This is a genomic window from Rhizobium sp. WYCCWR 11146, assembly GCF_013591995.1.
GTDB classification, from domain to species: Bacteria; Pseudomonadota; Alphaproteobacteria; order Rhizobiales; family Rhizobiaceae; genus Rhizobium; species Rhizobium indicum.
Window position 1 is genome coordinate 1 of the sequence record NZ_JACCEY010000018.1, and the last position, 13,614, is coordinate 13,614.

The 13,614-nt window shown below is 61.0% G+C and carries 14 protein-coding genes; 7 read left to right on the forward strand and 7 right to left on the reverse strand.

What is annotated here, in order from left to right; translation table 11 throughout:
- The 5 genes from HX899_RS12750 to HX899_RS12770 all read left to right on the forward strand — a co-directional run.
- Positions 1-920, forward strand: a 920-nt coding sequence (locus HX899_RS12750; RefSeq protein WP_181292588.1) for an ABC transporter ATP-binding protein, incomplete at its 5' end; no start/stop codon positions are given.
- Between the two features lie 15 nt (positions 921-935).
- Positions 936-2,441 carry a GMC oxidoreductase gene (locus HX899_RS12755; RefSeq protein ID WP_138390881.1) on the forward strand — a complete coding sequence of 502 codons (1,506 nt, stop codon included), beginning with the start codon at positions 936-938 and terminating at the stop codon, positions 2,439-2,441.
- Positions 2,442-2,486: 45 nt separating this feature from the next.
- Positions 2,487-4,142, forward strand: a complete 1,656-nt coding sequence (locus tag HX899_RS12760) for a GMC family oxidoreductase (RefSeq protein ID WP_181292589.1) — start codon at positions 2,487-2,489, stop codon at positions 4,140-4,142.
- Between the two features lie 24 nt (positions 4,143-4,166).
- On the forward strand, positions 4,167-5,345 hold the full coding sequence (locus HX899_RS12765) for a Gfo/Idh/MocA family protein (RefSeq protein WP_138329997.1): 1,179 nt from the start codon (positions 4,167-4,169) through the stop codon (positions 5,343-5,345).
- Positions 5,342-7,426 carry an FAD-binding protein gene (locus HX899_RS12770; protein ID WP_181292590.1) on the forward strand — a complete coding sequence of 695 codons (2,085 nt, stop codon included), beginning with the start codon at positions 5,342-5,344 and terminating at the stop codon, positions 7,424-7,426. Before HX899_RS12765 ends, HX899_RS12770 begins: the two co-directional genes overlap by 4 nt.
- Positions 7,427-7,473: 47 nt before the next feature.
- Here HX899_RS12770 and HX899_RS12775 read toward each other — a convergent pair whose 3' ends face one another.
- From HX899_RS12775 to HX899_RS12785, 3 genes are all read right to left on the reverse strand, one after another.
- Entirely contained in the window at positions 7,474-7,656 is a 183-nt protein-coding gene (locus HX899_RS12775) for a hypothetical protein (protein ID WP_138329994.1), read from the reverse strand.
- Between the two features lie 80 nt (positions 7,657-7,736).
- Complete coding sequence (gene xth, locus HX899_RS12780; protein ID WP_181292591.1) at positions 7,737-8,570, reverse strand: exodeoxyribonuclease III; 834 nt, start codon at positions 8,568-8,570, stop codon at positions 7,737-7,739.
- Positions 8,571-8,739: 169 nt separating this feature from the next.
- The gene (locus HX899_RS12785) at positions 8,740-9,237 is read right to left on the reverse strand and encodes a hypothetical protein (protein WP_138329990.1); all 498 of its coding nucleotides are present in this window, start codon (positions 9,235-9,237) and stop codon (positions 8,740-8,742) included.
- A 288-nt stretch (positions 9,238-9,525) separates the two neighbouring features.
- Here HX899_RS12785 and HX899_RS12790 point away from each other — a divergent pair, with 288 nt between their 5' ends.
- Positions 9,526-10,020, forward strand: a complete 495-nt coding sequence (locus HX899_RS12790; RefSeq protein ID WP_181292592.1) for a hypothetical protein — start codon at positions 9,526-9,528, stop codon at positions 10,018-10,020.
- Between the two features lie 6 nt (positions 10,021-10,026).
- Here HX899_RS12790 and HX899_RS12795 read toward each other — a convergent pair whose 3' ends face one another.
- The 4 genes from HX899_RS12795 to HX899_RS12810 form a co-directional block, all read right to left on the reverse strand.
- Entirely contained in the window at positions 10,027-10,650 is a 624-nt protein-coding gene (locus HX899_RS12795; protein WP_138329986.1) for a response regulator transcription factor, read from the reverse strand.
- A 2-nt stretch (positions 10,651-10,652) separates the two neighbouring features.
- A complete protein-coding gene (locus HX899_RS12800; protein ID WP_181292593.1) occupies positions 10,653-12,041 on the reverse strand; it encodes a sensor histidine kinase in 1,389 nt (462 codons plus the stop codon).
- 62 nt (positions 12,042-12,103) lie between these two features.
- Positions 12,104-12,280 (reverse strand): hypothetical protein, encoded by a 177-nt coding sequence (locus HX899_RS12805; protein ID WP_181292594.1) that lies wholly within the window; start codon positions 12,278-12,280, stop codon positions 12,104-12,106.
- A gap of 254 nt (positions 12,281-12,534) precedes the next feature.
- Positions 12,535-12,801, reverse strand: a complete 267-nt coding sequence (locus HX899_RS12810; RefSeq protein WP_181292595.1) for a hypothetical protein — start codon at positions 12,799-12,801, stop codon at positions 12,535-12,537.
- Between the two features lie 299 nt (positions 12,802-13,100).
- Here HX899_RS12810 and HX899_RS12815 point away from each other — a divergent pair, with 299 nt between their 5' ends.
- Positions 13,101-13,499 carry a DUF1236 domain-containing protein gene (locus tag HX899_RS12815; protein ID WP_138329982.1) on the forward strand — a complete coding sequence of 133 codons (399 nt, stop codon included), beginning with the start codon at positions 13,101-13,103 and terminating at the stop codon, positions 13,497-13,499.
- Positions 13,500-13,614 lie beyond the last annotated feature (115 nt).

Genomic DNA, 13,614 nt, shown 5'->3' on the forward strand with positions numbered 1-13,614 from the left:
ACATCAGCGGGCTGCATCCCTCCAAGCGCGACATCGCCATGGTGTTCCAGTCCTATGCGCTCTATCCGAACATGACGGTGGCGGGCAACATCGCCTTCGGCATGGAGATCCGCGGCGTGCCCAAGGAGGAGCGTGCCAGGGCGATCGCCCAAGTCTCCGACATGCTGCAGATCGGCCACCTGCTCGACCGCAAGCCGAGCCAGCTGTCGGGCGGCCAGCGCCAGCGTGTCGCCATGGGAAGGGCGCTGGTGCGCAATCCGCAGGTCTTCCTGTTCGACGAGCCGCTCTCCAACCTCGATGCCAAGCTGCGCGTCGACATGCGCACCGAGATCAAGCGGCTGCATCAGCGCATGGGCACCACCTTCGTCTATGTCACCCACGACCAGATCGAGGCGATGACGCTGGCGACCAAGATCGCCGTGCTGAAGGATGGCGTGCTGCAGCAGTTCGGCACGCCAGCCGAGATCTATAACAGCCCGTCCAATATCTTCGTCGCCGACTTCATGGGATCGCCGGCGATGAACCTGCTCAACGCCACCGTCGAAAACGGCGCCGGCGGGCTGGAAGTCTCGCTGGAGCGGCCGAATGCCGCCCCGCTGAGATTGCCCGTCATATCAGGCAATGACGGACTGACCGCCTATACCGGCAGACAGGTGATCTTCGGCATTCGGCCCGAAGCGCTGACCGACCCCGATGGCGCCGACCGCAAGGCGCGCTCGCTGACCGAGGGCGATTGCCTGATCGAGGTGGTCGAACCGGCCGGCTCCGATACCTTCGCCGTCACCAAGCTCGGCGGCAAATCCGTCGTCGCCCGCCTGCGCGCCGATACCGGCATCGCACCAGGACAAAATACCCGCCTCGCCTTCAATCTCGACAAGGCCGTGTTCTTCGATCCGGAAACACAGGCGCGGATTGCGTGATGGCCAGGTGCTAACATGAGCAGTTCACCTGACATCGTCATCATCGGTTCAGGCGTCGGCGGCGCCACGGTCGCGGCCGGCCTGGCCATGACCGGCGCGCAGATATTGATCCTCGAAGCCGGCGACCATATCGCCGACCTTCCGGTCAACCGCGACCAACGCGCGATCTTCCAGCGGGGACATTTTCGACCGAAGGAAACCTGGTACGAGGCGAACGGCAAGGGGTTCAATCCCGGCAATTACTACAATGTCGGCGGGAATTCGAAATTCTATGGCGCCGTGTTGTCGCGTTATCGCAAAGAGGATTTCGCAGTCATCGAACACCGCGAGGGTGTGTCGCCGGCCTGGCCGTTTCCGTACGAGGTCCTGGAGCCGTGGTACTGCCAAGCGGAACGCATGTACCAGGTCCGCGGCAGTCTGGGCGAAGATCCGACGGAGCCGCACCACTCGGCGGCCTACGAGTATCCGCCCGTCCCGGACGAGGCGCCGATTGCCGATATCAGGGCGCGCCTCAAGCAGAAGGGCCTGCATCCGTTTTCCCTGCCGCTCGGCCTGGATCTTGACGCCTGGCTCTCCAAAGCACCCACGCCCTGGGATGCGCATCCAAACGCACGCGACGGCAAGATGGATGCCGAGACCGCAGCACTCTCAGTAGCACTGAGACACGAGAACGTCCGGCTCGAAACCAATGCGCGTGTGACGAGGCTCGACACGGGAGCGCGGAGCCGGATCGACCGGGTGGCCTACATCAAGAACGGGCAGACGGTGACTGTTTCGCCTGAGATCGTGATCCTCTCCGCCGGGGCGGTCCAATCATCAGTGCTTTTGCTGCGTTCGAAAAACGACCGCTTCCCAAAGGGTCTGGCGAACTCTTCCGACCAGGTGGGCCGCAACTTCATGAATCACAATGCGTCCGCCGTCATCGGGGTCTCGCCGCGGTTCAAGAACACCTCCATCTACCAGAAGACGTTTGCCTTCAACGACTTTTATCTCTCCGACGGGGAGGGCGGACCGCCCCTCGGCAACGTGCAGCTCCTCGGCCGCATCTCCGAAAAGGTTCTCAAGGGTTCTCTGCCGCAGGCTCCGGAATGGCTTCTGCGCTTCATCACCGGCCATGCCATCGACTTCTATGCGATGAGCGAGGACGTTCCCAATCCCGAAAGCCGCGTCATGGTGGATGGAGATCGGATTATTCTCCAATGGCAGCGAACCAACTGGGACGCCCATCTCGCACTTGTCGCCAAGCTGAAGGTCATCCTGAAATCGATCGGATTTCCGATCGTGCTGTCGAGACCCTTCGACAAGCGCACGCCTTCCCATCAGTGCGGAACGATCCGCATCGGAAACGATCCCGCGACTGCGCCGCTCGACGCGTATTGCCGGGCTTATGATCACGAAAATCTCTTCGTCGTCGACGCCAGTTTCCTCCCCACCTCGGCCGCGGTGAACCCTGCGCTCACCGTCGCCGCCCAAGCGCTGAGAGTGGCAGATCACATTGCGTCGCAGGACTTGCAGGCATGACACAGGCACTGGCGGTCGCCAGGCCGAATGCAACAGGACAGTAAAATGGGATTCGATTACATCATCACTGGCGCCGGTCCAGCAGGATGCGTGCTGGCAAATCGGCTGAGCGAAGATCCTGATGTCAGCGTCCTCCTGCTAGAAGCGGGCGGAGGCGACTGGAATCCGCTCTTTCACATGCCAGCGGGCTTCGCCAAGATGACCAAAGGTGTCGCCAGTTGGGGATGGGAAACCGTTCCCCAAAAGCACATGAAAGGCCGCGTGCTTCGTTATACGCAGGCGAAAGTCATCGGTGGCGGCTCGTCGATCAACGCCCAGCTCTACACGCGCGGAAACGCTGTGGATTATGACCTCTGGGCCCGTGAAGACGGCTGCGAAGGCTGGGACTATCGTTCGATCCTTCCCTATTTCAAACGCGCGGAAGACAATCAGCGCTTCGCCGACGACTATCACTCCTATGGCGGTCCGCTCGGCGTCTCGATGCCTGCTGCGCCGCTGCCGATCTGCGACGCCTATATCCGTGCAGGGCAGGAGCTCGGCATTCCCTATAATCACGACTTCAATGGACGCCAGCAGGCGGGAGTGGGATTTTATCAACTCACGCAGCGCAACCGCCGCCGGTCGTCGGCTTCGCTCGCCTATCTCTCGCCGATCAAGGACCGGAAGAACCTGACGGTCAGGACGGGCACGCGCGTCGCGCGTATTATTGTGGAGGGAGCCCGTGCGACAGGCGTCGAGATCGTGACCTCGCACGGCTCGGAGATCGTGCGTGCCGACCGCGAAGTATTGGTTTCCTCCGGCGCGATCGGATCGCCGAAGCTGCTTTTGCAGTCCGGCATAGGACCGGCCGACCATCTGCGGTCGGTGGGCGTCAAGGTGCTTCACGATCTACCGGGTGTCGGCGGCAACCTCCAGGATCACCTGGATCTTTTCGTCATTGCCGAATGCACCGGCGATCACACCTATGATGGCGTCGCAAAACTCCACCGGACCGTTTGGGCCGGGATACAATATGTACTGTTCCGCACCGGACCGGTCGCCTCGTCGCTCTTCGAGACCGGCGGCTTCTGGTATGCCGATCCGCAGGCCCGTTCTCCTGATATCCAGTTCCACCTCGGCCTGGGTTCGGGCATCGAAGCGGGTGTCGAACGGCTCAAGAATGCCGGCGTGACCCTTAACTCCGCCTATCTGCATCCGCGCTCGCGCGGGACGGTGCGTCTGTCATCCTCAGACCCGGCTGCCGCTCCATTGATCGACCCCAACTACTGGTCCGATCCTCACGACAGGACGATGTCCCTGGAAGGGCTGAAGTTCGCACGCGAGATCATGCAGCAGGCGGCGCTGAAGCCCTATGTCATGGCCGAAAGGCTTCCTGGACCGAAGGTCACGACCGACGAGCAGCTTTTCGATTACGGCTGCGCCAACGCAAAGACCGACCATCATCCGGTCGGCACCTGCAAGATGGGGAGAGGGCCTGACGCGGTTGTCGGGCTTGATCTCAAGGTGCACGGCTTGGAAGGCCTCAGGGTCTGCGATTCATCCGTTATGCCGCGCGTGCCGTCATGCAATACCAACGCGCCGACGATCATGGTCGGCGAAAAGGGATCGGACCTCATCCGGGGCTTGCCGGCACTTGCCCCCACCATCTTCGCCTACGAACGCAACGATGCGAGGCCGAGGGCCCGCGCCGAAATCCGGTAAGCCATGTCGAGAGGAGAGACGACAATGTCTGAAGTCAGAGTTGCAGTGCTTGGCGCCTCGGGCTGGATGGGAAAGGTCCACACGATGGCCTATCAGACCTTTCCGCATTTCTTCGGAGTGTCGGACGGAACGGCACGGATCGTCGCTCTCGTCGAAGGTCCCTCGAAAGCAGCCGGGAATATTTCCCACAGGGCGCCGGGTGCAAGAATTCTTCAGGATTGGAATCTGGCGGTCGCTGATCCTGATGTCGATCTGATCGATATCTGCCTGCCTGACCATCTTCATTATGAGGTGGCCAAGGCGGCCCTGCTGGCCGGCAAACATGTCTATTGCGAGAAGCCGTTGGCAAACACCGCCGCCGAAGCGCGGGAATTGGCCGACATCGCCCGGGCGAAGGGTGTCATTACCCGCGTTGGACACGCCTTTCCTCGCAATCCCGTCCATGATCTGGCGAAAGATATCATTCAATCCGGCGAAATCGGCGAGATCAAGCTGTTCCGCGGCTGCCAGCACGTCGACATGTATGGCGATCCCTACGCGCCCTTCATGTGGCGCGCCGATGGAAAGCTCGCGCCGACCGGGATCGTCGGTGATACCGGTTCGCATATCTTCAGCTTCATGGATTTCCTGGTTGGCCGCGTCAGCTCCCTGATCGCCGACAATCTTATCGCAACGCCGCGCCGGCCTGTCGTCGAAGGCCTTGCCTATGGCGAAGAGGTGAAACTGACAGGCAATGAGACCTGGGCTGATATCACCAATCCCGATGCGACGAACCTGCTGTGCCGGTTCGAGAACGGCGCCGGCGGGATCGTCGATTTCAGCCGTGTCGCGACCGGCCGCAAGTTCATGCAGACCTACGAAATCTACGGAACGAAAGGCAGCATCGCCTACACCTATGACGAAATAAACCGGCTGCGCTTCTACTCCAACGACGACCGGACGGGTCGGCGCGGCTTCCGCGAGATCGACGTGGGGCCTGAGAACCCAACCTTCCGGGCTTTCCTCCCTCTGCCGAATTTCGGCTTGGGCTACAATGAAAGCAAGATTATCGAGGTGGCCGAAGTGATCCGCTCGATCGTTGCCAACAGACCGATGTGGCCGACATTCGAGACCGGCCACCACATCTGCCAGATCGTCGACGCATGCATGGAGTCCTCCCGGCAGAGGCGTTGGGTCGACATCCCGCTGGCTGAACGCCAATGACCATAGACGTTCCGCAGGAAATTCTTGACGCACTGACCGATGTGGAGATGCCGCGGCTGCCGTCCGAGGCCGCCCCTTCGGAAACGGTCCGGCTCGCCGGCATCGAGGTGCCGGTCTACCGGGCTGGTTGCGTCGTCGTCGGATCGGGTGCTGCAGGTCTGCGGGCGGCGGTGGAATTGAATCGGCGCGGCGATGACGTCGTCATCGTCAGCCAAAGCGCGTGGGGCGGAACCTCGGCCTGTTCGGGATCCGACAAGCAGACCCTGCACACTGCAAACACCGCGGATCAGGGCGACAATTACAAGGCGATGGCCCGCGCCATCCGCAGCGGCGGCGCGATGGACGAGGATACGGCCTACGTCGAGGCCGTGGGCTCGTCCCGGATGATGGCATCGCTCCAGTTTTTAGGCCTGCCGCTGCCTCAGGATCCGCTCGGTGGAACGCTGAGATATCAGACCGACCATGACGAGGTCGGCCGCGCTACCAGCTGCGGCCCGCGCACCTCGCGCCTGATGGTCAAGGTGTTGGCCGAGGAGGCGATCCGGCTTGGAGTGCCGTTCTATAACCAGACCACGGCGGTAAAGATCCTTACCGAGGGCGGTGGCGCTGACCGTCATGTCGTTGGCATGCTCGTCATGCGCGCCAGCGACCGCACGGAGGAGAACCCGCTGGGCATCGCGCTGTTGGTCAGTGGCGTGATCGCGCTCGCCGCCGGCGGGCCGGGCGAACTCTATCGCGACAGCGTTTATCCCAACGGCTGCTTCGGTTCTCTCGGACTGGCGCTCGAGGCAGGCGTCGAACTCGTCAATCTGACCGAAAGCCAGTTTGGGATCGGCACACGCAGGGAAGGGTTCCCGTGGAATCTGTCGGGCACCTACGTCCAGGCCATCCCGCATATCTACTCGCTCGATACCGAAGGCGCCGAGCACCACTTCCTGGCAGAATACTACCGCAGCACGCAGGAGCTGGCGTCGAACGTCTTCCGCAAGGGCTATCAATGGCCATTTCACGCGACGCGCATGCTCGATTTCGGCTCGAGCCTGGTCGACCTTGCCATCTCCCGGGAAACCGCCGCAGGGCGGCATGTCTTTATGGACTTCAATCGCAATCCCCTATCCGTGCCGGGCGACCTGCCGTTCAGCCTGGAAAGACTGGACGAAGACGTCCGCGAATATCTCGGCAAGGCAGGTGCCGACCAGGACATGCCGATCGATCGTTTGAAGCATATGAACCCGCTCGCGATCGAGCTCTACCGCCGCTACAAGATCGATATTGCCGAAGAGCCGCTGGAATTTGCGGTCAACAACCAGCACATGAACGGCGGCATCATGGTCGACACCTGGGGCCGCAGCAGTCTCGGCGGCTGTTACGCGGTTGGAGAAGCGGCGGGCACACACGGCGTGACGAGGCCGGGTGGAGCGGCGCTCAATGCCGGGCAAGTCTTCGGTACGCGCGCGGCAGAGCACATCAGCGCGAGCGGCAGGGCGAAGCGGTCGGCAGCAGAGGACATAGCCGATATCGCAGAGGCGGGCATCGTCGGCCTAGTTGCCGGACTTCGGACCGAGAGCCCGCTCACCGTCAAATCGATCCGTTCGCAAGTACAGGCGCGAATGAGCGAAAAGGCTGGCATCATCTGTGATCAAGAAAGCGTTGGCCGAGCCTTGATCGAAGCTCGCAAGCTGAATGCTGACATTGGTACTAGCGGCGTCTCCTACGGTCGCGCAGCGGAGGCGGTTCGCGGCGTGCAATGGCGGCATATGGCGCTCGCCTCGGAAGCCGTGCTCAGCGCGCTTGATTTCTTCATTCGCAATGGAGGGGGCAGCCGTGGCGCGCGCGCAATATGCGATGCGGAGGGCGAATCCCTTCCGCTGGCGCGCTCAGGGCCTTTGCAGGATTATCGTTTCTGGAAGGAACGGGAAGCGCACCGCAAGGAGCAGATCGTCGTTCGGCTTGATGGTGATGAGATCAGGCTTTCAACCCGTCCGAACCGCACGCTGGATGAAAGCGCCAGGTCCTTCTTCGAGCGAGACTGGCCAGCGTGGCTGGCGGGCGGAATCTACGATCTGGACGCGGACAAATGAGGTGATGCCAGGGACCTGAATCATTTAGAGACGGGGCCATAGGGTGATCAATCGGGATTCGCAACGGGGGGCGGGACCCGGACGCGCTCGGTATCGTCAGAGCCTTCGGCGATGGCTTCCTCGCTTCTGCGCACTCGCCTTGGCGGATCCTTTCCTTCGATCGGCTTCGGCGACAACTGATCGTCGGCCTGGATCTCGTCGGTGTTCAGGTAGTTTTTGCTTTCGTCCATAGCGGTCACTCAAATTGGAGCATTGCGAGGCAGGAATGCGATCTCGACATTGATGCTCTATAACCTAACTCCCGGCGACATCACGGGTTCCCTTTGTTCGTCACTGAGCGGGCTGATGCTCCTAGGTCGGCTCCCGCTTCGGAAATGTCGAGCTCGATCATGACGGGCGCGTGGTCGCTCGTATGCTCCCAGTTGCGCGGCTTTCTCCTGACGGTTGCCGATCGAAGCAACGGGGCGACTGCCGGACTGAGCAGGAAGTGGTCGATCCGAAGCCCTGCATCACGTTCGAAGCTGTTCCGCCAGTATTTCCAGAAGGTGTAGATGCGCTCTCCAGGATGAAGATGTCTGACGGCATCGGTCCAGCCTTGAGCGACGAGATCAGCATAGGCCTTGCGCACTTCCGGCCTGAAGAGGGCGTCGTCCAGCCAGCGTTCCGGCTTGTAGACGTCGATCTCCGTCGGCATGACGTTGAAGTCACCGGCCAGGATCGAAGGCATCTCGAGCTCGAGGAGCTCGGCGGCGTACGCCTGCAGACGGCGGAACCAGCGCAGCTTGTAATCGAACTTTGCTCCTGGAAACGGATTGCCGTTGGGAAGATACAGGCATCCGATCAGGATGCCGTCGACGGCAGCTTCGATATACCGGCTGTGAGTGTCGTCAGGATCACCGGGAAGACCGCGCCGCGTCAGGATCGGTATCTTGCCTTTTGCCAGGATGGCCACCCCGTTCCAGGATCTCTGCCCGTGCCAGATGGCGCCGTAGCCGGCTCGTTCGATCTCCTTTCGCGGAACCCTGGCATCGTCTGTCTTCAGTTCCTGGAGGCAGACCACATCAGGGGCGTCCTCCTTGAGCCAGCGCAGCAGGATGTCCAGCCGCCCATTGATCCCGTTGACATTGTAGGTTGCGATTTTCACGATGCCCTCGGAAGTCGAAGCACGGACAGGCTCTAGAAGCGCTCCTGAGTTTCGTCCTCAGGAAATCCCCGCCCGCATTCGTCCTAATGGAGGCGGCTCTCCACACCGTAATGGTCCGCCGGTCGAATCGCCTCGGGGTGATCAAGCGAGGCGACTGTCACTTGGCTCCTCAACGCGTCGCGCCGAAGACGAAGGCGATGCCGGCGACGATCGCTGCGGCTGTCAGCGGCTGCCGGCGTATGCGATCCTCGAGATCGCGTACGAAGCTGCGCGCTTCCGCTTTTGCGAGGCGGGCTGTTCCGGACGCCAGTTCCGAAGCGGTTTCGGTCATCCGACCGGCTTCTTTCTGAAGCGCGCGCATTTTCTCGCGATTGGCATCCAGCCCTTCGGAGGAACGGTCGGTTTCGCCCGTCGAGCGCAGGGCTTGATCCACCAGCGGAAACTCCTCGTCGAGCTTGGTGGGATCGGGTTCTCGCTTCACGCGCTCAGCCGCCTCGACGTCGCTGCGGCCGGCGGAAATTGAAGTGTGAGTGGCTGACACCGGATCGGACGCCGGAAAGGTATTCTCGATACCCTTGTCGAGTTGGCCGTCTCGGGTTTGCTTCCGCTGCTCTGCCTGCTCTTTTCGCATGGATTGGACTGCGGGGGATTCGTTCGGGTTTGCCATTGGGGTTTTCCTCTGTTGCACGTTGACAGACAAAGCGACGACGAGGCCAGAAGTTCCATAGAATGCTTGCGCCCTTTTCAAAGCACAGGGAGCAACGGGAGTAAGCGGCGCTTATGATCACGCCGTTGGACTCTTTCCGATGTCGACCGCGGCAATCGGTCGGCCCGGACCAAAGTCTTGCTGGCGCCTACTACCTAGGTCGGTTGCATTTTGTCTTGGGAACAGCGAGAAATCTTATGCGTCATATATGATGGGAAACGGCGAAGAACGGACGAATGAGGCCATTGCATGAGTATCCGGAAACGCGATTTTCTGAGATTGGGCGGTAGCGCGGCCGTCGCTCTCGTCGCTGCCGCATCACCAGTCACACTAAAACTCGGCGGTTCCCTTCCTGTTCTGGCAGCGGACTTTGCGCAGGCAAAGGACGGCAACAACGGGAATGGCAACGGTAATGGCAACGGCGGCGGTAATGGCAATGGGGGAGGGAATGGCAACGGTGGCGGCAACGGCAACGGCAACGGCAATAGCGGTTCCGGAAACGGCAATGGTGGAAATTCCGCCGGTGGTGGAGGATCATCTTCCTCTAGCACAGGATCGTCAGCAAGATCGGGCGCGAGAGCGACAGCGGCGTCCGATGGCTCCATCGACGTCCGCCATTCAAACGGCATCACTGAAACTCTGCAACGCGGTCGCTACGTTATGAAGGACTCGAAGGGCCGGACGATTATAAGTCGGCAGGCGACGGCCAGTGATGCCCGGCGGCTGAGCCGCTTCCTTCGCTAACCTCTTTCAGCGCCGTTCGCGCCATTGTAGAGCCGCTTCAGTCCTGTTCGAGGCACCAAGCTTGCTCAGAATCTGGGTCATATGGTGCTTCACAGTCTTTTCCTGCAGGTTGAGACGCAAGCCGATATGCTTGTTTGACAGGCCCTGAGCGACAAGATCCATCACCTCGCGTTCGCGTGGCGTTAGGCTGCTTTTGTCGGAGGTTCCGCCATTCAAGGAATTTTCCATGACTTTCGCCGACATCGTCGGCGAGATATATCGCGAGCCACGCAGGACGGTTTGAATTGCTTCGGCGAGGCCACGCGAACCAACACCTTTCAGAACATAACCCATCGCGCCCCGTTGCAGAGCTCCCAGCAAAGTGTCCACCTCCTCGGATACCGTCAACATCAGCACTTTCGTTGTGGGGCTCCGCGCCAGGACGTCACTGATCGCAGACAGCCCGCCGCCGGGCATCGAGACATCGAGGAGCATGATGTCGGGATGGTTGTCCGAGGCGATCATCGCCGCGTCATCGCTGCTGGCCCCCTCGCCAACGACGATAAAGCCGCTGATTTCGGAGAGGCTGCGCGTTACACCCTCGCGAAAGAGCGGATGATCGTCCACGACGCCGATGGTGATTGCTGTCATCCCTACTCTCCCACTTCCATTGGCTCGAAGATCATGGTCACGGTCGTTCCTCCTTCGCCTGTCTTGATGTCGAAAGATCCTCCCAGGCTGTCGATGCGCTCCCGCAACCCCACGAGGCCGAGGCTCGTTGGCCTCACCTCGGTCGGATCGAAGCCGTCGCCGTGATCGCTGACCTCGACACAAACATGGCCGTCGCGCGAGACAGCCTTTATGGCCTGCTGAACGCCGCCGCCGTGGCGGTAAGCGTTATTCAACGCCTCCTGGATGAAGCGATAGATACAGATCTTCACGGCGGGGGGAAGTTCCGGTCCATCTTCGTCGACAATCGTTTCGACATGGCTTTCTGTCTTGTGTTGATGCGCTTCGACGACCCGCGTGACGATCTCGGTGATCGAGGATTTTTCGATCTGCGGAAGCACCAGTCCGCTGCAGATATTGCGGATCTCGGTCATCGCTTCGGCAAGGCTCGAGCGTATCCAGGCAAGCTCCTTTTCGCGCGCTTCGGGCTGGGTGGACGCATTGATCAACACGTCGCTGTCCAGGCGCAATGAGGCATAGGCGATGTGCTGGGCCGGACCGTCGTGCAGATCGGCACCGATGCTGCGCAAATATGTTTCGTTCAACGCTGCCGCCCGCTGGGAGGCGCGCTGCAGGCGCCGCTGGAGTCCGCGGTTTTCCGCCAGCAGCGCAGACAGTTCGGTGACCCGTTCTTTGAGATCCTTGCGCTGCGCCTCGATCGTGCGGCTACCCCGGAACACCAGAACGGAGAGAACAAGGAAAAAGGTCGCCGTGAGAGCGGCGACGGCGCCCCAGCTCCGGAGCCTGGCATGCGCCAGACTATCGCCCAATCCTTCTGCTGTCTCGTAGAATTCAAGGACGGCGACCGCCTGTCCGGACCATGGCTGGAGCACCGGGTTATAGATCTCCATCAGCGGCTTGCCGAGCGCGCGCTCCTTGTCGCTTTCCGGATCGCTGGCGATTTCGTAGCGCGCGACGAGAGATCCTGCGAATGCCCTCTGCAGCTTGTCGCTGACCGCAAACGTCTTGCCCACCAGCTCCTTCTCGTTCGAATAGAGGATGGTGCCGTCGCTTCGCCACAGCTTGAACGAAACAAGGCGTTTGCCGAGTGCACCCTGACCGAGCGTCTCATCCAGAGCCTGGGCACTCGCTTCATCAAGCAGTGACTCGGTTTGCATATTGGGAAGTAGCGGCGCGATCACGCTGTCCACGTAAAGCGCCGTCGCCGCCCCCGAATTGTGGATGACGGTTTCCTCTATGAGGTGGCTTACAAAAAAGCCCACCACGAACATGGCGGCAATCGAGATGAGCCCACCCGCGATGAAGAACTGGGAGGCGAGTGAGCGGGCATTCCAGCGGCGAAGCCAATTCATTTTGATACCGGTAAGAGACTGCCCGATTAACCTAACGCGTCTTTAGAGTTTTCCAAACAGCATCAGGGCACATTCCTGGAATCGAACACCTCGGCGCCTGTCACGCTCTGGGTCAACCCGGCGGTATCGCCGGACATGGCTGCGCCGAAGATGTAGAGAAGAGCGGCCAGAACGATAACAAGTGCGAAGACGGACGCGTTACAGGCGTCATTCACTCGGGATCTATGGTTCTGGTTCATGTTCGGATCTCCTTCAATATCGTTCGAAACGGCGCGAGTCCGACGGGCGTTCCACCCCAGGGACTTCGGTCCGACAGGGTTGGGACCAAGGTCTGACCCCCGCCACGGAGTTCGTCCGTGCGGCGGCATGAGCGCGTTCGTCGTCGTCGGTCGCGCTTCGTAACTCCGCTTGGTGTAGGCCAGCGGACCAATCGCGCGACCTTCAAATGGAGTGTCCAAAAGCCCTGTCCGCCAAGGCGTGACGGCTCGCGGACTCAGCTCGTGCGCTGCGTGTAGGAAGGTTCTTGCATCGCGCGGATGACGTGCTGCTCGATCTTGAAGCAGGTCTCGTCGTATTCCCGTACCAGGTTCGAATTGGATGGCCGTCCTCGAAGTGTGTCGCGCGCTTCGACTGCCATCTGGTAGGCCTCGAAGAGCTCGAGCTGCAACGGGTCGCACGCTGCCATGATCAGCGTCCGCATATGCGGCAAACGCATCGCCAGGCGCCGGCGTCCAGCTTCGCGGCGATTGGATCGTGCCATCTCCTTCAGTCTCCTGCCTCCTGCATAATTCCTCAAATCGGCACCGATTTAAGGATAAATTATGCAGCAATTCAAAGTGTTACAGCGTCCTTTACGCGTCTGAAAAGACGCGTGGCGCTGTAAGCCCGTGCGTGGGGTCTTTCGATCCTGAAGTAGCGCCGGCGACGGGCATTGACATGGGTTTGGGACCAAAGGCCGGGGTCTATCAGACTGAGGTCCGGGCCGTGGAACGACCACGCCCCCAGCTAGTTGGTGTCGCAGCGGTCACGAAGGCCGCCTCGAAACAGAAGGAGGAGAAAATGATCTCCAAGCTTATCGTCGGTGCGGCAACTGCCGCAACCCTGATGTCTGGCGTCGCATTCGCCCAGTCCTCGACCGTCAATGGTGCGGCCGGTGGCGCGGTCACCGGAGCGATCGTCGGTGGCCCCGTTGGCGCTGCTGTCGGCGGCGTTGCCGGCGCGATCGTTGGTACGGCGATCGATCCACCGCCGCAAAAGGTCATCACCTATGTTCGCGAGGCTCCGGCGCCGTCGGCCCGCGTGGTCGTGAAGGAGAAGGTTGTCGTCGGCCAGCCACTGCCGGAGACGGTTGTCGTGACGCCTATTCCGGATGACCCGACCTATGCTTATGCGGTGGTCAATGATGAACGTGTCATCGTCGAACCGTCGTCCCGCAAGGTGATCCAGGTTATCAAGTGATCTGATCCTACACGCGGCCTCCGCCGCGTCCTCCATCCGGAAATCATCGCTCAAGTCCGGGAACCGCCGCACGACCGACGGCAGCGTCGTCGTGCGGCCAAAAACTGCCGATGCC

Bases quoted from the DNA above. Each gene is read 5' to 3' on its own strand.
- HX899_RS12755 (WP_138390881.1), top strand. From the start codon at position 936: ATGAGCAGTTCACCTGACATCGTCATCATCGGTTCAGGCGTCGGCGGC.
- HX899_RS12760 (WP_181292589.1), top strand. From the start codon at position 2,487: ATGGGATTCGATTACATCATCACTGGCGCCGGTCCAGCAGGATGCGTG.
- HX899_RS12765 (WP_138329997.1), top strand. From the start codon at position 4,167: ATGTCTGAAGTCAGAGTTGCAGTGCTTGGCGCCTCGGGCTGGATGGGA.
- HX899_RS12770 (WP_181292590.1), top strand. From the start codon at position 5,342: ATGACCATAGACGTTCCGCAGGAAATTCTTGACGCACTGACCGATGTG.
- HX899_RS12775 (WP_138329994.1), bottom strand. From the start codon at position 7,656: ATGGACGAAAGCAAAAACTACCTGAACACCGACGAGATCCAGGCCGAC.
- HX899_RS12785 (WP_138329990.1), bottom strand. From the start codon at position 9,237: ATGGCAAACCCGAACGAATCCCCCGCAGTCCAATCCATGCGAAAAGAG.
- HX899_RS12790 (WP_181292592.1), top strand. From the start codon at position 9,526: ATGAGTATCCGGAAACGCGATTTTCTGAGATTGGGCGGTAGCGCGGCC.
- HX899_RS12795 (WP_138329986.1), bottom strand. From the start codon at position 10,650: ATGACAGCAATCACCATCGGCGTCGTGGACGATCATCCGCTCTTTCGC.
- HX899_RS12800 (WP_181292593.1), bottom strand. From the start codon at position 12,041: ATGAATTGGCTTCGCCGCTGGAATGCCCGCTCACTCGCCTCCCAGTTC.
- HX899_RS12805 (WP_181292594.1), bottom strand. From the start codon at position 12,280: ATGAACCAGAACCATAGATCCCGAGTGAATGACGCCTGTAACGCGTCC.
- HX899_RS12810 (WP_181292595.1), bottom strand. From the start codon at position 12,801: ATGGCACGATCCAATCGCCGCGAAGCTGGACGCCGGCGCCTGGCGATG.
- HX899_RS12815 (WP_138329982.1), top strand. From the start codon at position 13,101: ATGATCTCCAAGCTTATCGTCGGTGCGGCAACTGCCGCAACCCTGATG.